Origin of the sequence: Enterococcus sp. E4-150, assembly GCF_035726465.1 — a bacterium.
Taxonomy (GTDB): Bacteria; Bacillota; Bacilli; order Lactobacillales; family Enterococcaceae; genus Enterococcus_B; species Enterococcus_B faecium.
The window spans coordinates 37,250-57,731 of record NZ_JAPRGK010000011.1 but is presented as its reverse complement, the minus strand read 5'-3'; the positions used below and the strand labels follow the sequence as shown (position 1 = coordinate 57,731).

The 20,482-nt window shown below is 39.4% G+C and carries 17 protein-coding genes; 13 read left to right on the top strand and 4 right to left on the bottom strand.

The window, feature by feature from the left end; all coding sequences use genetic code 11:
- Position 1 precedes the first annotated feature (1 nt).
- Both purD and OZ002_RS09970 read left to right on the top strand, forming a co-directional pair.
- Positions 2–1,276 (top strand): phosphoribosylamine--glycine ligase, encoded by a 1,275-nt coding sequence (purD, locus tag OZ002_RS09975; RefSeq protein ID WP_125179069.1) that lies wholly within the window; start codon positions 2–4, stop codon positions 1,274–1,276.
- A 122-nt stretch (positions 1,277–1,398) separates the two neighbouring features.
- Entirely contained in the window at positions 1,399–2,313 is a 915-nt protein-coding gene (locus OZ002_RS09970) for an aldo/keto reductase (protein WP_325083229.1), read from the top strand.
- Positions 2,314–2,445: 132 nt separating this feature from the next.
- On the opposite strand, the gene OZ002_RS09965 is transcribed toward OZ002_RS09970, so the two are convergent.
- The 3 genes from OZ002_RS09965 to OZ002_RS09955 are packed head-to-tail and all read right to left on the bottom strand — an operon-like array spanning position 2,446 to position 6,485.
- Positions 2,446–4,011 carry a response regulator transcription factor gene (locus OZ002_RS09965; protein ID WP_049142393.1) on the bottom strand — a complete coding sequence of 522 codons (1,566 nt, stop codon included), beginning with the start codon at positions 4,009–4,011 and terminating at the stop codon, positions 2,446–2,448.
- Positions 4,004–5,455: a sensor histidine kinase gene (locus OZ002_RS09960; RefSeq protein ID WP_156249028.1), complete on the bottom strand. Its 1,452-nt coding sequence runs from the start codon at positions 5,453–5,455 to the stop codon at positions 4,004–4,006. Before OZ002_RS09960 ends, OZ002_RS09965 begins: the two co-directional genes overlap by 8 nt.
- Positions 5,456–5,468: 13 nt before the next feature.
- Positions 5,469–6,485, bottom strand: a complete 1,017-nt coding sequence (locus OZ002_RS09955; protein ID WP_061605212.1) for an ABC transporter substrate-binding protein — start codon at positions 6,483–6,485, stop codon at positions 5,469–5,471.
- A gap of 219 nt (positions 6,486–6,704) precedes the next feature.
- Here OZ002_RS09955 and chvE point away from each other — a divergent pair, with 219 nt between their 5' ends.
- From chvE to OZ002_RS09930, 5 genes are all read left to right on the top strand, one after another.
- Entirely contained in the window at positions 6,705–7,793 is a 1,089-nt protein-coding gene (gene chvE / locus OZ002_RS09950; protein ID WP_125179066.1) for a multiple monosaccharide ABC transporter substrate-binding protein, read from the top strand.
- A 53-nt stretch (positions 7,794–7,846) separates the two neighbouring features.
- Complete coding sequence (mmsA, locus tag OZ002_RS09945) at positions 7,847–9,373, top strand: multiple monosaccharide ABC transporter ATP-binding protein (RefSeq protein ID WP_002306850.1); 1,527 nt, start codon at positions 7,847–7,849, stop codon at positions 9,371–9,373.
- 1 nt (position 9,374) lies between these two features.
- Positions 9,375–10,580 carry a multiple monosaccharide ABC transporter permease gene (mmsB, locus tag OZ002_RS09940; protein ID WP_049142395.1) on the top strand — a complete coding sequence of 402 codons (1,206 nt, stop codon included), beginning with the start codon at positions 9,375–9,377 and terminating at the stop codon, positions 10,578–10,580.
- A 257-nt stretch (positions 10,581–10,837) separates the two neighbouring features.
- A complete protein-coding gene (gene guaC, locus OZ002_RS09935; RefSeq protein ID WP_325083223.1) occupies positions 10,838–11,815 on the top strand; it encodes a GMP reductase in 978 nt (325 codons plus the stop codon).
- Between the two features lie 263 nt (positions 11,816–12,078).
- Positions 12,079–13,503: an aminotransferase-like domain-containing protein gene (locus tag OZ002_RS09930; protein WP_002297114.1), complete on the top strand. Its 1,425-nt coding sequence runs from the start codon at positions 12,079–12,081 to the stop codon at positions 13,501–13,503.
- Between the two features lie 41 nt (positions 13,504–13,544).
- Here the strand turns inward: OZ002_RS09930 and OZ002_RS09925 are convergent, their stop codons facing one another.
- A complete protein-coding gene (locus OZ002_RS09925) occupies positions 13,545–13,802 on the bottom strand; it encodes a hypothetical protein (RefSeq protein WP_016628355.1) in 258 nt (85 codons plus the stop codon).
- A 161-nt stretch (positions 13,803–13,963) separates the two neighbouring features.
- On the opposite strand from OZ002_RS09925, the gene pdhA reads away from it, so the two are divergent.
- The 6 genes from pdhA (at position 13,964) to OZ002_RS09895 (ending at position 20,345) form a co-directional block, all read left to right on the top strand.
- On the top strand, positions 13,964–15,073 hold the full coding sequence (pdhA, locus tag OZ002_RS09920) for a pyruvate dehydrogenase (acetyl-transferring) E1 component subunit alpha (RefSeq protein WP_002289692.1): 1,110 nt from the start codon (positions 13,964–13,966) through the stop codon (positions 15,071–15,073).
- A gap of 2 nt (positions 15,074–15,075) precedes the next feature.
- A complete protein-coding gene (locus OZ002_RS09915) occupies positions 15,076–16,053 on the top strand; it encodes an alpha-ketoacid dehydrogenase subunit beta (protein ID WP_002289688.1) in 978 nt (325 codons plus the stop codon).
- 24 nt (positions 16,054–16,077) lie between these two features.
- Positions 16,078–17,721 carry a dihydrolipoyllysine-residue acetyltransferase gene (locus OZ002_RS09910; RefSeq protein WP_325083218.1) on the top strand — a complete coding sequence of 548 codons (1,644 nt, stop codon included), beginning with the start codon at positions 16,078–16,080 and terminating at the stop codon, positions 17,719–17,721.
- 7 nt (positions 17,722–17,728) lie between these two features.
- The gene (gene lpdA / locus OZ002_RS09905; RefSeq protein WP_104876037.1) at positions 17,729–19,135 is read left to right on the top strand and encodes a dihydrolipoyl dehydrogenase; all 1,407 of its coding nucleotides are present in this window, start codon (positions 17,729–17,731) and stop codon (positions 19,133–19,135) included.
- A gap of 161 nt (positions 19,136–19,296) precedes the next feature.
- Positions 19,297–19,572 (top strand): UPF0223 family protein, encoded by a 276-nt coding sequence (locus tag OZ002_RS09900; RefSeq protein WP_002292206.1) that lies wholly within the window; start codon positions 19,297–19,299, stop codon positions 19,570–19,572.
- Between the two features lie 5 nt (positions 19,573–19,577).
- Positions 19,578–20,345, top strand: coding sequence for an inositol monophosphatase family protein (locus OZ002_RS09895; RefSeq protein WP_002295483.1), 768 nt, complete (start codon positions 19,578–19,580; stop codon positions 20,343–20,345).
- The last annotated feature ends 137 nt before the right edge of the window (positions 20,346–20,482 follow it).

Here is a 20,482-nt window from a genome sequence, read left to right as displayed (position 1 = left end):
AATGAACATTTTGGTGATCGGTGCAGGTGGTCGTGAACATGCAATAAGTAAAAAACTTTTAGCCAGTCCGAAGGTGGATACGGTGTATTGTGCGCCAGGAAATCCTGGAATGGCAAAGGATGGCATCAATTGTGTCGCTATCAGTGAACAAGATCATTCAGCGTTAATCCATTTTGTTAAGAAAGAGGCTATTGATTGGAGTATCGTTGGTCCTGAAGTTCCTTTGTTAAATGGGATCGTCGATGATTTTATGGCGGAAGGATTGAAAATCTTCGGTCCGACAAAAGCAGCAGCTCTGATCGAAGGTTCGAAAAGTTTTGCTAAACAATTAATGGATACTTATCAAATCCCGACAGCTAAATCCAGAAGTTTTGAATGTTACGAAAAAGCAGCAGCGTATATCAAAGAAAATGGTGCGCCAATCGTAGTGAAAGCGGACGGTTTAGCAGCTGGGAAAGGTGTAGTCGTGGCTACCACAGTGAAGGAAGCGCTGGATGCGGCAGAACAAATGTTGAACCAGCATCGATTTGGGGATAGCAGCAAAAAAATCGTCGTAGAAGAGTTTTTGGCAGGAGAAGAATTCTCCCTTTTGGCGTTTGTCCGTGATACCAAGGTGTATCCGATGGTCATTTCGCAAGATCATAAGCGGGCATTTGATAACGATAAAGGGCCAAATACAGGCGGAATGGGTGCTTATTCACCAGTACCGCAAATTCCAAAAAAGATGATTGAAAAAGCTGTGGAAGAAGTTTTAAAACCAGCGGCTTTGGGAATGAAAGAACTAGGACGCTCTTTCACGGGTGTTTTATATGCGGGTTTGATTGCTACGAAGGAAGGACCAAAAGTGATCGAATTCAATGCGCGTTTCGGTGATCCTGAAACGCAAGTCGTTCTTTCTCGGTTGAAGAGTGACTTTGCGCAAGTAATCGATGATTTATTAGAGAATCGTGCAGTAGAGTTAAAGTGGCAGCAAGAAGGATACAATGTAGGCGTTGTGGTTGCAGCTGCCGGTTACCCCGAAGAATATGAGACAGGAATGGTTCTACCAGATTTTCCGGAAGAAGAGCTTTCTGTTTACTATGCTGGAGTTTCCTCAAATAACGGCAAATTAGTTGGAGCAGGAGGACGTCTTTATTTAGTAGAAGCATACGGTGAGACGATCAAAGAAGCACAGGAAAAAATCTACACCGCGTTAATGGATAAAACGACAGATGGAACATTTTATCGTACAGATATTGGAGAAAAAGCTGCCAATAGCGAACTGGTCGTGAAGTAAATCAGCTGCTTCCATTTATAAAAAAATACAACAAATATAGTCGGAAGCGCCGATTTTAGTGAAGCCTTTTCATAAAGAGTGTGGTACACTTTTGTTGTGTATATAAATAAGGAGGAGTTCAGATGAAAAAAATTCAATTAGGTACTTCTGATCAGAAAGTAGCTGCAGTGATCTTAGGCTGTATGCGTATCAACAATGCGGAAGATCCAGTAAAAGTGATTGAGACAGCTTATGAAAACGGCATTGATTTTTTTGACCATGCAGATATTTATGGAAACGATGAATGTGAAGAAATCTTTGCAGATGCTCTAGCAAAAACATCAATCAAACGAGAAGATCTTTTTATTCAAACAAAATGTGGAATCGTTCCAGGTGTGATGTTTGATTTTTCTAAAAAACATATCATTGAATCTGTGGAAAAAAGTTTGACCCGTCTGAAAATGGATTATGTGGATGCTTTACTTCTTCATCGTCCAGATACATTGGTAGAACCAGAGGAAGTAGCTGAAGCGTTTGATGAATTGGAACGGTCAGGAAAAGTTCGTTATTTTGGCGTCAGCAATCAAAAACCAATGCAAATCGAATTGCTGAAAAAATATGTTCGTCAACCATTAGTAGCTAATCAGCTGCAATTTGGCTTGAAACATACTGGAATGATCGATCAAGGGATTCATGTCAATATGACAGATGAAGCAAGTATCGATCATGACGGTAGTGTACTTGATTATTCCCGATTGTATGATATGACGATCCAAGCATGGTCACCATACCAGTATGGATTTTTTGAAGGTGTATTTATCGGGAACGAAAAATTCCCTGAATTAAACCAAACATTAGAAGAACTAGCAGCTAAATATCAAACGACACCAACTGGCTTGGCTTCTGCTTGGATTTTACGCCATCCAGCCAATATGCAAGTGATCGCCGGTACGATGAACGTAGGGCGAATCAAGGAAATCGCTCAAGCTTCAGAAATTAATATGTCTCGGGAAGATTGGTACGAATTGTACCGTGCTGCTGGAAACATTTTACCTTAAAGATTGTCATAAGCAGGTCAAAAGGGCTATAAATTAAAAAGACAGAATAACTTGAAAGCTGTTTTCAGCTTCGAGATATTCTGTCTTTTTTAATTGCAAATGGAAAGAGTATCATTGTACGGATTTCGTTTATTAGTTATTTTTGTTTTTAAGGAAAAGCTGTGTCCGATATTCTTTTGGAGAAATCCCTTGTTTTTTCTTAAATAAATAACTGAAATAGTTAGGGTCATTATAACCAATTTCAAAAGCAATATCTGAGATACGATAGTCTGATTGCTGCAATAATTTTTTTGCTAATTCGATTCTTTGTTCTGTCAGATAATCGATGAATGTTTGGTTAAACGATTGAGAAAAAATCGTACTGAAATGAGAGGGACTTAATGCAACTTGTTGAGCGACCCAAGTTAAGGACATATCTGGATCGGTAAAATTTTCTTTGATAAAATCCAATGCATGGTTCAAAATTGGCTGATATTTGTTCCTTGAAGGCTGTGAGGGCAGAGCAGTTAAGAAAGAAATGAACATATAAACTGTCGAACGGTAAAGCGAGTCGTCGGCGCTGATTGCTAAGCGTTGACTGGTGGATGTGCAGTGAACCATTTCTTGCGGGATTTCCTTTTCTTTCAGGCAGACATGCTGGAGTAGCTTAGTCAAGACAAATAAACGATATAATCGTGTTCGAGTTGGTGTGCCTTGTGGTTTCGTCAAGTGTTCGATGTACTTGGATACTTCGTTTTTCGATAATGAAGACAAATCAAGTGAGAGATCAAAGTAAAAGACAGAATCAACTGGAAGTTTCGCTTCTTGAATCAAATCCTCATAGCTGATAATTTGATCTTTAATGGAACTGGCGGTTTCAAGTATCATCTGCGTGATCTCAAAAGATGCAGGTAATTCGCTGATTCTTTCTGCGACAGGACCAATGGCGACAGAAAAATTATTTTTTTGTCCCTTTTCTAATTCATGGACCAACGTTTGGGCTACCTGATAACTGGTCTCGATCACATTTTCTTCAAGAGAATCAACTATTAAATATTTGATGAATCGAGAGGAAACAGCAGAGAAGATCACTTGTTGATTCTCCCTAAATAAAAACTTCAAATAATCACTGAGATGAGCGTAATCTTCAAAGTCTGTACTGACTTGGTTTGCTGCTAATAATACGGTCATTTTTTTCCCTGCTAAAGAGCGATTGAAAGATTCAGCAAGTTTCAATGTTTCACTGATCGTAAGTGAGCCTTTGAACAAACCGTTCAAGAAATGATTTTTTTTCAATTCGAAAACAAGATCAGAAGAAGTGTGCGTTTCTTTTTGCTGCAAATCTAAAGCAGTTACTGCTTTTTCTATTGCTTGTTTCAATTCGTTACTTTTAATCGGTTTAAGCAGATAATCATCTGCCTGTACCTGGATTGCTCCTTTCATATAATCGAAATCGTCGAATCCGCTAATAAATATGAGGCGAGTCCAAGGAAGCAGTTTCCTTGCTTCTTTTGAAAAAGTCAAACCGTCCATGAATGGCATTTGGATATCAGTCAGAATGATATCGGGCTGTAAGTCGATAATCGAAGACAGTGCCATCTCACCATCTCCAGCTTCCCCGACATAAGTGATTGGATAATAAGAACCAAGGACAGTTATTTGTTCCCGCAAGTTATTGCGAATGAGGTATTCGTCTTCGATGATAAAAACTTTATACATGTTTGTTTCCTCCAATTGTTTTGGGAGATAGAGGGATCATCAGTGTGACAGTTGTTCCTTCTCGGTATTTGCTGTCAATCGTGATAGGTTTTTGATCATTTCCGTAATAAAGAAGGAGACGCTTGTTTACGTTGTAAAGTCCGTAGCCGATACTGAAATCTGAATCGATCCCTTTGGCTAACTCTTTACGTATTTCTGCCAGTTTTTCTGCAGGGATGCCAATCCCGTTGTCTATAACTTTGAATTGGATCATCTCATCAATTTTGCATGCGGTAATACGAATAAATCCTTTGTGACGGACGTACTTCGTTCCATGGTATACAGCATTTTCAATCAATGGCTGCAAGATCATTTTTAAAATAGAAACAGGAAAAAGTGTTTCTGGTATATCGATCTTATAGTCAAGCATATGGCCGTATCTTATTTTTAAGATGACTAGATAATCATTGATATGGCTAATTTCTTTTTCAAGAGGAATCCAGTCTTGTCCTTTGCTTAAAGACGTACGAAAAAAGCCGGAAAGTGCATGGGTCATAGTCAGAGCTTCTTCAAAGCAGTCTTGTTCGATCAAAGAAATAATGGCATCCAAACTGTTATAAATAAAATGGGGAGTAATCTGAGCTTGCAATACACGAACTTCACTTTGTGCTAAATGGTATTGTTTCAAAGCGTTCTCCCGTAAAGACTGGTTTAGATCTTCCGCCATTTTATTCATGCTAGCGGTAAGTGTTTGTAATTCCAGTGTTTCCGGCAGGGTTAAACGAAAGCCAAGGTTCCCTGAAGAAAGTTGTTCTGACATCTCGATCAGCTGATTGATCGGTTCTTGGACCTTTCTCTCTAAAAAGCGACGATTCTTTTTCGCATAGAAAAAAATGGTACTAAGAACTCCAAGTTCCACTATTGTTAATAGAATGAGCGAGCGGACAAGTGTCGTATTTTTTTTGCTTGCTAAGTCGATCTCCACACGAACAAAATCTTGTAAGATATCTGACAGCAGTTGAGTGACAGAATCTACCTGATTGATGATCTCTTCATTGGTATCCATAAAATCTTTTGCCAAGATATTATTGATCAGCTCGTTTTGATAATCTTCCAGTGTATCGATCGTACGCAAAGACACATCTAACGTACTGATTTCTTTAAGCGTATTCGTATTACTTTTGATCTGTCGAATATCATTTCTAAGTTCTTCTAGGATATTTTCTTTTTTAAACTCATCCACGCTTACTTGGCCAGAAATCAGGTCCCACATACTTTCCAAAACTCTCTGGTCAACCTTTAAAGCAATTGCATCCGCTTTTTGAATATTTGCGATCGTCTGTTGATAAATCAAAAGCTGTTGCGAATATAACAATATGCTCAGTAGCAAAGGGATAACAGCAAATAGAAGCATGGCTTTGTTTGCTTGGGCAAAAATCTGTTTTATGCTTAAACTTTTCGTCATGATACTTCTCCAGTCAATAATTTCTGGTTGGAATATTAGTCATATTCTGTTGGGAAAAGACAGTCTCGGAAATAAAAATATCTTTAGGTAATGTTTTTCCTGTTTGAAGATTTCCAAAATAACGAGTAACGGTATTGGCTACATACCAGCCGACATCAGGTTTACACTCGACTACGCAATTGACGATTCCTGAGCGTAGCTTCTCGATCATATCTTCTTGTCCATCAATCGTTACAATGATCAAATCTTCTCCAGGTTTGATTGATGTTTCTTTTATCGCAGCTAAAGCACCGTGAGTCATTTCATCACTATGGCTGTATAATACATCGATTTCGGATAAATCATTTGTTTCTAAATATCGTTTCATCTGGTCTTTTCCTTTCATCCGAATAAAATCACCGACAATTCGGTGAACAATAGTCATCGGAGGTTTATGGTCGATGGTTCCATCTTTTTTTAGGGTTGGTTTACGATTGATTGATTCCAAAAATCCTTCGGAGCGTAGCTTGGTCGGTGTGGAGTTCTCTGAACCAGCAAGTTCTAGGATTCTGATTTCCTGTTTCTTTGAATTTGTGAAGTGATTGCTGACAAATAAACCCGCCCGATTTCCTTCTGCTTTGAAACTGGGACCGATGTGGGTGACGAAAAGCTCGGGATCATTCGTTTGAATATGTCTGTCGACAAGTATGACAGGGATCCCTGCTCGCTTGGCTTCTTTTAATACAGAGTCCCACCCGGATTCTTGCAAAGGAGTAAAAATGATCATATCTACTTTATAGGCAATGAACGTCCGTATATCTTGGATTTGCCGTTCCTGATTCATGTAACCATTTCGGTAGAGAACTTGGTAATCTTCTTTTTCAAGCGCAGTGATAATTGATTCAGTATGCTTTTTCCGCCAGCTACTCTCCGTTCCTGATTGCGAAAAACCAACGACTAGTGGGTCAGGTGCTTCCTTTGTACTAGGTGTACACCCTATCATTTGGTAAGCGATTACAATAAGGGCTAAAAAAAATAAAACACGTTTCACTTTAGATCACTCCATCTGGATTTGTTAGTACTATCTTATCAGATAAAAGGGAAAATCAAAGTCAAAAGGAATCAATCGAAAAAAATCCAAGAAACTTAAAAAAATCCAAGACAAAAAAAGTACACCTAAAAAATTTAAAGTAAATCCCATAAAAAAATCAATGTTAACGCTTTCTTTATTAGCTATACTCGGTGTATCAATCGGAATGGGGGATAAAAAATGAAAAACAAATTTAGAAAGATTCTTGGGAGTATCGCTATTTTGACCGCAAGCATTCTATTAAGTGCGTGTGGCAATTCAGGATCTGCAGATGATAGTACGGGGTATGTAGGAATCGCTATGCCGACCAAATCAGCAGAAAGATGGATCGCTGATGGGAACAACATGGTCTCGGAATTAGAAAAACTGGGTTATAAAACAGATCTTCAATATGGAGAAGATAAAGTAGAAAATCAAGTAGCACAAATCGAAAATATGATTACAAAAGGGGTAGATACACTTGTGATTGCTTCTATCGATGGTTCGGCTTTAACTGATGTGTTAGCTAAAGCAAAAGAAGCAGATATCAAGGTGATCGCCTATGATCGTTTACTGATGAATTCAGAAAATGTCGATTATTACGCGACTTTTGATAATTTTGGAGTAGGTGTATCGCAAGCAGCTTATATTGAAGAGCACTTAGGATTGAAAGAAGGAAAAGGACCATTCACGATTGAATTATTTGGTGGCTCGCCTGACGACAACAATGCACTAATTAATTACAACGGAGTGATGTCTGTTTTACAACCATATATGGACAACGGTCAGTTGGTCGTGCCATCTGGACAGACGAGTTTCAGTCAAATCGCTACGCTTCGCTGGGATGGTTCTACGGCGCAAGCAAGGATGGATAATCTGTTAAGCGCAAATTATACTGACCAAACATTGGATGCTGTTTTGTCGCCATATGATCCAATAAGTTTAGGGATCATTTCGTCATTAAAAGGCGTGGGGTATGGGAGTGAAAGTAAACCTTTACCTGTGATTACTGGACAAGATGCGACAGTTGCTGGCGTTAAATCGATCATTGCCGGGGAACAAACACAAACGATCTTTAAAGACACACGTATCTTAGCAAAAAATACGATTGAAATGATCAAAGCAATCAGTGATGGAGAAGAGGTTCCGGTCAATGATACTGAAACTTATGATAATGGGGTGAAAACTGTCCCTGCGTATTTAGCAAATACAGTATCTGTCGATAAAGATAATTATCAAGCAGAGCTGATCGACACCGATTATTATAAAGAATCCGATCTGAAAAATTAAGAGGAACCAAACAAGGAACTAAAGAGATCTAAGTCAGAGAGAGGATAAAAATTATGGCGGATTGTATTTTAAAAATGGCAGATATCACCAAAAAATTTTCTGGAATCCGAGCGTTAGATTGCGTGAATCTGATGATTGAACGTGGGGAAATCCATGCATTGTGCGGAGAAAACGGAGCGGGAAAATCAACATTGATGAATGTCTTGAGCGGCTTGTATCCATATGGCTCCTATGACGGGGAAATCTTTTATGATGGAAAGCTGTGTCAATTCAAAGATTTGAAAGATAGTGAAGAAAAAGGCATCGTCATCATTCATCAAGAATTAGCACTAAGTCCTTATCTTTCAATAAAAGAGAATATTTTTCTCGGAAATGAACAAGCAGAAAGAGGCGTGATTGATTGGGAACTGACAGAAAAGAAAACGTATGAACTGCTGAATAAAGTCGGTTTGTCTATCGACCCGAATCTTCTAGTATCCCAGATTGGCGTAGGGCAACAGCAATTAGTTGAAATAGCTAAAGCATTATCAAAATCCGTCCGTCTGTTGATTTTGGATGAGCCTACTGCTGCATTGAATGAAGAAGAAAGCGCGAATTTGCTGAGATTGATCCGAGAGTTGAAAGAGCAAGGTGTAACCTCCATCATTATTTCACATAAGCTGAATGAAATCGTGGATATCGCAGATCGAATCACCATTTTACGGGATGGACAGACGATTGAGACACTAGAAAATGAAATGATCAGCGAAGAGCATATTATTCGCGGGATGGTGGGCAGAGATTTAGTTGATCGTTATCCTGAAAGAAAACCGGATATTGGAGAAGTTTATTTTAAAGTAGAAGACTGGACGGTCTATCACCCTCTTGATCATGAGCGAATCATAAATGACCACATCAACTTGCATTTGAAAAAAGGAGAGATTGTAGGAATAGCTGGACTGATGGGAGCGGGCAGAACTGAATTCGCTATGAGTCTATTTGGACATTCTTATGGAAGCAAGATATCCGGACGTATATTAAAGGAAGGGGCAGAGATATCAGTTAAGACCGTTCCTTCAGCCATTGCAAACGGACTCGCTTATGTCTCGGAGGACCGAAAATCTTTAGGACTGAATCTGCTGATGGATATTCGGGAAAACGTGACGCTGAGCAGTTTGGATAAAATAAGTCAAAAAGGAGTATTAGATAAAGAAAAAGAAGTAACTGAGGCAGAAAATTTCCGGAAAAAGATGCGTATAAAAACAAACTCCATCCATCAAATTGTCAGTAGTCTTAGTGGTGGGAATCAACAAAAAGTCGTTTTATCCAAGTGGCTGATGACACAACCCGATATTCTTTTTTTGGATGAGCCAACCCGTGGGATAGATGTTGGGGCAAAATATGAGATCTACACGATTATCGAAGAAATGGCAGCAAATGGCAAAGCTGTCTGTCTTATCTCTTCTGAACTTCCTGAAATATTAGGGATGTGTGATCGAATCTATACGATGAACGAAGGACGTATTACAGGAGAAGTCTCGCGAGAAGAGGCAGATCAGGAAGTCTTGATGAAATTAATGACGAAAGAAGAGGTGGGTTAAGTTGGAACAAGCAAAAAATCTTACGGATAAAAAAGAGAAAAAACTAAATTTGAAAAGTAGAGCAGCTGATCTTTTTGGTCGCTACAGCATGGTGATCATTTTAGCGGGACTACTTATTGCGTTTCAATTGATGACGAATGGTATTTTCTGGCGTCCGTTGAATATAACTAACCTTGTTTTGCAAAATAGTCATATATTAGTACTAGCTGCAGGGATGTTATTAGTTGTGCTCTTAGGTCATGTGGATTTGTCGGTAGGGTCAGTGATGGCGTTTGTTGGTGCAATTGCGGGCATGATGATGGTCAATCGCCAAATGAACCCGTGGGTGACAGTCATCGCTTGTCTTGCAGTAGGCGGGCTGATCGGCGCATGGCAAGGTTTTTGGGTAGCTTATGCTGGGATACCGGCGTTTATCGTGACTTTAGCAGGATTGCTGATGTTTCGTGGACTGACACAAGTTGTTCTAGGCGGTCAATCTCTAGCACCTTTTCCAGCTGTTTTTCAAAAAATGTCTACGGGTTATTTACCAGACTTAAGCAAAGGAAGCAACCTTCACTTCTTGACATTGATTTTAGGAATGATCATCACCATCGTGTTAGTTGTTGGACAATGGCGAACAAGAAATCGTCGGAAAAATCATTTATTTGAAGTGGAATCTCCAGCAGCTTTCTTGGTAAAGGCGGTATTTACAGCAGTCGTTGTACTAGGAATAACTTATATCTTTGCCTCTTATCAAGGGTATCCGATTATTTTGATCATTCTTGGTTTGATCGTTGCAGCATATGGGTTTTTGACAAATAAAACAGTAGCAGGTCGACAGATTTATGCGACGGGCGGAAATCGAAAAGCGGCTGAACTATCAGGGATCAAAACAAAGCGAATCACGTTCTGGGTCTTCGTCAACATGGGAGTCATGGCAGCTTTAGCTGGATTAGTTTTAGCTGCTCGATTGAATGCGGCAACACCTCAAGCAGGTACATCGATGGAACTGGATGCAATGGCGGCAGTATATTTTGGTGGTGCTTCGACTTCCGGCGGCATTGGAACAATCATGGGTGCGATTGTCGGTGGCTTGGTCATGGGTGTATTGAACAATGGCATGTCGATTTTAGGCGTCGGGGTAGACTGGCAGCAGGCAATCAAAGGATTGATCTTGCTTTTAGCCGTTGTGTTAGACTTGTATAATAAGAAAAAACGAACAACGTAGGAGAACGTCGGTTATTCAGAAAAAAGACTGTGACAAGATATTTGTCACAGTCTTTTTTTCGCTAAAAGCGAACATTTGTCACTTTGTTAAAGTAAGTTAAAAATAATATTTGTTTTTTTATTATTCGTGTAATTTGTCTTTTTTTCTCTTGATTTTTTCGCTTAATTGAGTTAAATTACATAGGGCGCTAAAAAAAGCCTTGATTAAATTAATAATGTTCGTGTTTTGCTGGATGTGAACATCAGGAGGATAATGTAATGAAAGTATTTGATTACGAAGATATTCAATTAATTCCTAATAAATGTATCGTAAATAGCCGTTCTGAATGTGATACAACGGTCACATTAGGTAAACATACATTCAAAATGCCAGTAGTGCCTGCCAACATGCAGACGATTATTGATGAAACAATCGCAGAATTCTTAGCGGAAAATGGTTATTTCTATATCATGCATCGGTTTGATGAAGCAACTCGAATTCCGTTTATCAAAAAAATGAAAAAGCGTGGATTGATTACCTCAATCAGTGTTGGCGTCAAGAAAGAGGAATATTCCTTTATAGAGAAGTTGGCAGAAGAATCGCTAAATCCTGATTATATCACTATCGACATCGCACATGGACATGCTAACTCAGTTATTGATATGATTCAGCATATTAAAAAATATTTGCCTGAAACTTTTGTGATTGCCGGTAATGTTGGTACACCGGAAGCCGTCCGTGAATTGGAAAATGCGGGCGCAGATGCAACAAAAGTAGGGATTGGTCCAGGAAAAGTATGTATTACAAAAATCAAGACAGGCTTTGGGACTGGAGGCTGGCAACTGGCAGCTCTTAGATGGTGTGCGAAAGCAGCTCGCAAGCCGATCATCGCTGACGGTGGGATCAGAACACATGGCGATATTGCAAAATCTGTCCGTTTTGGTGCGACAATGGTCATGATTGGTTCATTGTTTGCCGGTCACGAGGAATCTCCTGGCGAAACAAAAGTCGAAAATGGAATCGTGTATAAAGAATACTTTGGTTCTGCTTCAGAATTCCAAAAAGGCGAAAAACGAAATGTTGAAGGAAAGAAAATCTGGATCCAGCATAAAGGATCTTTGAAAGATACACTAGTGGAAATGCAACAAGACCTTCAATCATCTATTTCTTATGCTGGAGGAAGAGATCTGAAAGCCATTCGAAAAGTTGACTATGTCATCGTGAAAAATTCGATTTTTAATGGAGACACAATCTAAAAAATAAATAAAATATTAGGATGTTGTGAAAAAGTTGTCCTGCATTAAGTAATAAGAACAGCCAAACAAAAATAGTTCTTTATATGTTTTGTTTGGCTGGACTTATTATCGCAGATACAAGCTTTTGAACATCATTATTCAGAATAAGGGACTGTGATAAGACTTTTGTCACAGTCCCTTATGTTTTGCAAAAAAAGTTTTTCTTTTTTCTCGTAAATTCGGTAAAATCAAAAGAAAAAATAGACAATAGAAAAGAGAAGCTTATGTGGGAAAAAGTAGAGAAAAAACAAGGACCGATTTATCGTCAAATCATGGAACAGATTATGAGAGAAATCGAAAACGGAAGGATCAATCCTGGAAGTCAACTTGAATCAGAACGAAAACTAGGGCAACTTTTTGGTGTGAATCGTTCCACCGTTGTTCATGCATTGGAAGAGCTTAGGGAGCTTGGGGTACTAACGAGCAAACGTGGCAGCGGATGGTTTGTTAATCAGACTGAATGGGGGAAATTCGCTGTTCCAAGAATCGATTGGCGGCAAATGATCTCTCCTCGTTATGAGCAGACGGACTGGTATGAGCAAAAAATAAGAGAAGCAAAGCAGATCCAAAAAACATCGTTTCTTGATTTATACGCTAGCGAGATGCCAGATGAGCTTTTGCCGAATTTTGAGTTTCCTTCTTATTCTCTTGAAGAAATCTTAGCGGAAGAAAAAGAAATGGATCTTTTAGGCTATACTCCGTTACGTAACAAAATCAAACGGTATTTGGAAAGTAAATTTGAATTGGCATTTTCCCCCAACCAGCTTCTTGTGACTGGTGGCGGTCAGCAAGCAATCTTTTTGATTTTACAAACGATTCTTTCAGCTGGAGAGGGGATAGCTGTAGAGTCACCTTCTTTTTTTTACCGATTACCTCTTTTCAAAGCTTCAGGAACGCGTTTATTTGGGATACCGATGGATGAAGAAGGGATCGACTTAGAAAAACTGAAAGAATCGATCCATAAAAATAAATTGAAAGCAGTGCTTATCAACCCGAATTTTCAAAACCCTACAGGAAAAGTGATGAGTCAAAAACGACGAGAAAAGCTAGTAGAATTGTGTCGACAGTATCGGCTTCCAATTATTGAAGACGATGTATTTACGGATCTTTCATTTCTAAACCAAGAAGAAGTCCTTCCTATACGAACGATTGATCCGGATAATGTGTTATACGTCGGTTCGTTATCTAGGGTTTTAGGAAAAACAACGAAAATCGGTTGGGTGATAGGACCTGAGACTTTTATCTCGCAACTAGCTCAAGCGCAAGAAATGATGGAGTTTTCGATGAATATCCTTACACAAATCACAGTGGCTAATGTATTTAATGAAGCAATTGATTTGAAAATGCAAGATGTAAGAAAAAAGTTGAAAGAAAAAAGCCGACTGATAAGCGCTTGGGGAGATTCACAATCGTTTTTCAAGCTTCATTCAATTTTAGGTGGTTACTATGCCTGGATTACTTGGGATGGGAAAAAACTAGACCCCGAACTAGCAGAAAAAGTAGTAGATATGGGTCTTGGAATTGCACCAAGTCTACTTTTTGGGCAAGATATAAATGGAATCAGAATCAATTACAGTAGGCTGGATGAAAACCAAATACCGTTGTTTTATTCAAAGATGAAAATTCTAGAAAAGTGGTTAACAGAATAATTTCACAAAGTAAATAGATTAAAGAATATAACAGCTTGGATTTAAATTTCAAGCTGTTTCTTTTTTTTCGGAAAAAGAATACGATATAAAGAAACTAAGAAAAAACCATTATTTGTACGTCCGTTCACGATGTGTAAATAAAATAAATATTTGCAACAAAACTGTATAACACCAACGTTTCTAAATAGAAACAGATGGTTGTAAGTTTGATTAGAAAATAGAAAAAATGCAGATGAAATATAAAACGCTTTCCTTATTGTGATTTTATTCACTAATGCTGTTAATATGCGGATTGGCATAATTTCCTTTCATCGTGAAAATTTGTGCTTTTAGCTTGTATTTCTCATAAATCCATGATAATTTATTAATGAAGACGGTTAAATAGTGATACAGTTTTATTCACTGTTTCAATCGCAGAATGAAGAGATTTTCTTATAGATGAGAGAGGAATGTGTGACAAATGGCAAACAAAAAAGCACCGATCGACTTCCAAGCACTGCTAGATGAAGTCAATGCAGATTTCCCAGTATATCAAGCACTTGATCAAGATGGAAACGTAGTTAACAAAGATTTAGTACCTGATTTATCCGATGATGAACTCGTTGAATTAATGACTCATATGGTATGGTCTCGTGTATTAGACCAACGTTCAACAGCGCTGAACCGCCAAGGACGCCTAGGCTTTTTCGCACCAACTGCTGGACAAGAGGCAAGTCAGCTGGCTAGTGCTTACGCATTTGATAAAGAAGATGTTCTTCTTCCAGGTTATCGGGATGTACCTCAACTAGTAAAACATGGTTTACCTTTATCTCAAGCTTTTTTATGGTCTAGAGGACATGCTGCAGGTAATTCTTATCCGGAAGAATTGAAAGCTCTACCACCACAAATCATCATCGGTGCACAATATGTACAAGCAGCCGGTGTTGCATTAGGTTTGAAGAAACGAAACAAGAAAAATGTCGTCTTCACTTATACTGGTGATGGCGGTTCATCACAAGGTGATTTTTACGAAGCAATCAATTTCGCTGGCGCTTACCATGCAAATGCCGTATTTTATATCCAAAACAACGGGTATGCGATCTCTACACCTCGTGAAAAACAAACTGCAGCAAAAACACTTGCACAAAAAGCTGTCGCAGCTGGGATTCCTGGTATTCAAGTCGATGGAATGGATCCGCTTGCAGTATATACTGTATCTAAAATGGCACGGGAATGGGCGATCAGTGGAAATGGACCAGTCCTAATCGAAACACTGACTTATCGTTATGGACCACATACACTATCTGGTGACGATCCAACCCGCTACCGTACAAAAGACACAGATGACGATTGGCAGAAAAAAGATCCATTGATCCGCTTCCGTAAATATTTGACGGAAAAAGGACTTTGGTCTGAAGAAAAAGAAGAACAAGTCATCGAAGCAACTAAAGAAGAAATCAAAGCAGCTATTGCTGAAGCCGACAAAGTACCAAAACAAAAGGTTTCAGATTTCTTGAAAAACATGTTCGAAGTATCTCCACAATCAATCAAAGAACAAATTGCAATTTATGAAGCGAAGGAGTCGAAATAATCATGGCACAAAAAACAATGATCCAAGCAATCACAGATGCCTTAGCACTTGAACTAGAAAATGACGAGAATGTCGTTGTTTTTGGTGAAGATGTTGGGAAAAACGGAGGAGTTTTCCGGGCAACTGAAGGATTGCAGGAAAAGTTCGGAGAAGACCGAGTATTCGATACTCCTTTAGCTGAATCTGGAATCGCAGGATTGAGTTTCGGTCTTGCGTTAGAAGGATTTCGTCCAGTTCCTGAAATCCAATTCTTTGGTTTTATTTTCGAAGCAATGGACGAAGTAGTAGCTCAAATGGCTCGTACAAGATATCGAATGAGCGGCACTAGAAATCTACCAATCACGATTCGTTCACCATTTGGTGGCGGTGTTCATACACCAGAATTGCATTCGGATAATTTAGAAGGTTTGATCGCTCAGTCTCCTGGTATTCGAGTAGTGATTCCTTCCAACCCTTATGATGCAAAAGGACTATTGATTTCTTCTATTAGAAGTAACGATCCGGTTGTTTTCCTAGAACACATGAAACTATATCGCTCATTCCGAGAAGAAGTGCCGGATGAAGCTTACGAAGTTCCTTTGGATAAAGCAGCAGTTACTCGTGAGGGAACAGATGTATCTATTATCACATACGGAGCAATGGTGCGTGAAGCAATCAAAGCAGCAGACAATCTTGCAAAAGAAAATATCTCTGTTGAAATCATTGATCTTCGTACTGTTGCGCCATTAGATGTAGAAACGATCATTCAATCCGTGGAAAAAACTGGTCGCGTAGTTGTTGTCCAAGAAGCACAACGACAAGCGGGCGTTGCCGCGCAAGTAGTTTCTGAGATCTCAGAACGCGCTATCCTTTCATTAGAAGCCCCAATCGGACGAGTTTCTGCACCTGATACAGTCTTCCCATTTGGACAAGCAGAAAATGTCTGGTTGCCAAATGCAAAAGATATCGAAGACAAAGTAAAAGAAATCGCGGAATTTTAAGAAAAGAAGGGACGAAACAAAGTCATGGCTTATCAATTTAAATTGCCGGATATCGGTGAAGGAATCGCAGAAGGTGAAATCGTCAAATGGTTCGTCAAACCAGGAGATACGATCAATGAAGATGATACATTACTAGAAGTTCAAAATGACAAATCAGTAGAAGAAATCCCGTCACCTGTTACAGGAACGGTTAAAAATGTGATTGTTCCAGAAGGTACCGTAGCAAATGTTGGGGATGTATTAGTAGAAATCGATGCACCAGGACACGAAGACAATGAAGGGGACAGTGGTGTAGCCGCAGAATCCCAAACTCCAGCTAAACCGGCTGCTGAACCCACTGTTGATACAGAATCAGCTGGATCGTCAAGCGAAGGAGTCTTCCAATTTAAGTTACCGGATATCGGTGAAGGAATCGCAGAAGGTGAAATCGTCAAATGGTTCGTCAAACCAGGAGATACGATCAATGAAGATGATACATTACTAGAAGTTCAAAATGACAAATCAGTAGAAGAAATTCCGTCACCTGTCACAGGGACAGTTAAAAACGTGATTGTTCCAGAAGGCACTGTAGCAAATGTTGGGGATGTATTAGTAGAAATCGATGCTCCTGGACACAATAGTGCACCGTCAACTAGTGCGCCATCAGCTGAAGCACCAAAAGAAAAAGTGGAAACATCAGGTTCAGCAAGTGTCGTTGAAGCTGCCGATCCAAATAAACGTGTATTGGCTATGCCATCTGTTCGTCAATTTGCCCGCGAAAAAGATGTAGATATCTCACAAGTAACTGCAACTGGAAAAGGTGGCAGAGTAACAAAAGAGGACATCGAAAACTTCTTGGCAGGAGCTCCAAGCAGCGCACCAGCGAAATCAGAAGCGCCAGAAGTGGCAACTCCGAAAGAAGCAGCTCCTGCAGCAGAAAGCAAACCCGCTGAACCAGCAAAACCATTCAAGTCCACCTTAGGAGATTTGGAAGAGCGTGTAGCAATGACACCAACACGTAAAGCTATTGCTAAAGCAATGGTCAATAGTAAGCATACAGCTCCACACGTGACATTGCATGATGAAGTAGAAGTGTCTAAACTATGGGATAATCGGAAACGATTCAAAGAAGTAGCTGCTGCAAATGGTACGAAACTTACTTTCTTGCCATATGTCGTGAAAGCTTTAACAGCGACTGTTAAGAAATACCCAGTATTAAATGCATCTATTGACGATGCAAATCAAGAAATCGTTTATAAACATTACTACAATATCGGTATTGCAACAGATACGGATCACGGATTATATGTACCAAATGTAAAAGATGCAGACCGCAAAGGAATGTTTGCTATTGCAGACGAAATCAATGAGAAAGCAAAATTAGCTCATGACGGCAAACTATCTGCAGAAGATATGCGCAATGGAACAATTACGATCAGCAATATCGGATCTGTAGGTGGCGGTTGGTTTACACCAGTCATCAACTATCCAGAAGTAGCTATTTTAGGTGTAGGAACGATTGCGCAACAACCAATCGTAAACGCTGAAGGCGAAATCGTTGTCGGTCGTGTGATGAAACTATCACTAAGTTTTGATCACCGTATCGTAGATGGAGCAACTGCGCAACAAGCAATGAACAATATCAAACGTCTTTTAGCTGATCCAGAGCTATTAATGATGGAAGGATGATAAACAAATGGTAGTTGGAGATTTTGCTGTAGAATTAGATACAGTTGTAATCGGTGCGGGACCTGGCGGCTATGTAGCTGCCATCCGTGCTGCTGAAATGGGACAAAAAGTAGCAATCATTGAAAGAGAGTATATTGGCGGTGTTTGTTTGAACGTCGGCTGTATTCCTTCAAAAGCATTGATAGCTGCGGGACACCATTATCAAGAGTCACTAGATTCCGAAATGTTTGGAGTAACTAGCGAAAATGTCAAACTAGATTTTGCGAAAACACAAGAATGGAAAGAAAACAAAGTTGTCCATACGTTGACTTCTGGTGTTGGTTTTCTATTAAAAAAACATAAGGTTGAAACAATCGAAGGCGAAGCGTTCTTCGTAGATGATCACACACTACGCGTCATTCATCCAGATTCAGCTCAAACTTATTCGTTCAATAACGCAATCATCGCAACAGGTTCCCGTCCAATCGAGATTCCAGGATTTAAATTCGGCGGACGTGTGTTAGATTCTACTGGCGGATTAGCATTGAAAGAAGTACCTAAGAAATTTGTGATCATCGGTGGCGGTGTGATTGGTGCCGAATTGGGCGGAGCGTACGCAAACTTAGGAGCAGAAGTAACGATTCTTGAAGGCTCACCACAAATTTTACCAACTTACGAAAAAGATCTCGTAAAATTAGTAGAAGATGATTTCAAGAAAAAAGGTGTAACAGTCGTAACGAATGCGATGGCAAAAGAAGCAGTCGATAACGGTGACAGTGTGACAGTGAAATATGCAGTGGACGGGAAAGAAGAATCTGTTATTGCTGACTATGTGATGGTCACTGTAGGACGTCGTCCAAATACGGATGATATGGGCTTAGAACAAGCGGGTGTCGAAGTAGGAGAACGTGGATTGATCACAGTAGATAAACAAGGACGTACGAACGTACCTAATATCTATGCCATCGGTGATATCGTTCCAGGGGCGGCATTAGCGCATAAAGCTAGTTACGAAGCAAAAATCGCTGCTGAAGCAATCTCTGGCAAAAAAGTAGCTGTAGATTATAAAGCAATGCCAGCAGTTGCCTTTACTGATCCGGAATTGGCTTCTGTAGGTATGACAATCAAAGAAGCAAAAGACGCAGGTATCGAAGCGAAAGCATATAAATTTCCATTCTCAGGGAACGGTCGAGCATTATCGCTAGGTAAAACGGAAGGATTCATCCGTTTAGTCACGACGATCGAAGATAACGTGCTTATTGGCGCGCAAATCGGTGGAGTCGGCGCAAGTGATATGGTCTCTGAATTAGCTTTAGCAATCGAATCAGGAATGAATGCTGAAGATATCGCCTTGACGATTCATCCTCATCCATCTCTTGGCGAAATCGTCATGGATGCTTCGGAATTAGCATTAGGTTTACCAATCCATATTTGATTTGAATAATACAGGCGAAACGCAACTGAAAAATCAGTTGCGTTTTGTTTTTTAGAATTATCAATAATATTATTATGTAAACTTAAAAATATGACAACTTCTTGGTTTATTACCACTTCCTATGCTACACTGAAGAGGAATATGAAATAGGAGAGTTGAAGATGCAAGAATATCAGTATCCACTTGATTTAGATTGGACAACAGACGAAATGGTCATTGTAATGAAGATGTGGGAAGATCTGGAACGTGCGAATGAAAAAGGGATAAACAATGAAGCTTTTTTGAAGACTTATCAGCAGTTTAAAACTGTTGTCAAATCCATTGGTGAGGAAAAGCGATTGGGACGGGAATTTGAAAAAGCTTCCGGTTATTCTTTATATCGTACAGTGCAGCAAGCAAAAAAAAATCCAAACAAAACTTTGAGAATGAACGGGTGAGATAAATGGAACAGATGATTGATCATATCAAGTCCTGGCTTGAAGAAGCTGGTGAGAAAATCAAATCTTCTCAACAAACATTAACTATCTCGCAAAAATCAAATCGAACGGATCTAGTGACAAATGTCGATCGAAACATCCAGAATTTTCTAATCGAAAAAATCCATTCCTTTGATCCAGAGGCAAAAATATTGGCAGAAGAAGAAGGGTGTAATCAATTATCGGATCTCGATGGAAGAGTCTTTATCATCGATCCTATTGATGGCACCTTGAATTTTGTGATTGAAGGGGAAAATTTTTGTATTATGCTCGCTGTTTATGAATCCGGCGTTGGAAAGCTTGGTTTCATTTATGACGTGATGAGAAATGAACTTTTTTGGGGTGGAAAAGGAATAGGCGTGTATAAAAATGATGAGCCATTGCCTAGACCAGCAAATAAATCCTTATCGGAAGGCTTACTTGGTGTGAATAGTTATCTTTTCGGTCATAATAAATATGGAATCCGAGAAATTGCGGAAAGCAGCATGGGGACACGTATGTACGGATGCGCTGGTCTTGAACTAGTGGCAATCTTGAAAGGAAACCACATTGCTTATATTTCAAACCTTAGCCCTTGGGATTATGCAGCGGGAAATGTCTTATTGGAAGAGTTTGGTATGGTAACAAGCGGTCTTTTTGGTACTCCTTTGACATTTGAAAAAAGGGAATACTATTTAGCAGGGACTTCTTGTGCATATGCAGAAATCGCAGACCTTTTGAAAAAAGAAGGCTGAAAAAAAGGTAGAAATCATTCACAAAAATGATAAAAACGGGCAAAAGATTAATTTTCTCGAAAAAATGAAAACATTTTACTATATTTCATGAAAAAAGTCTGCTATAATTAGCAGTCGAGTAAAATTTGCCCTGTCAT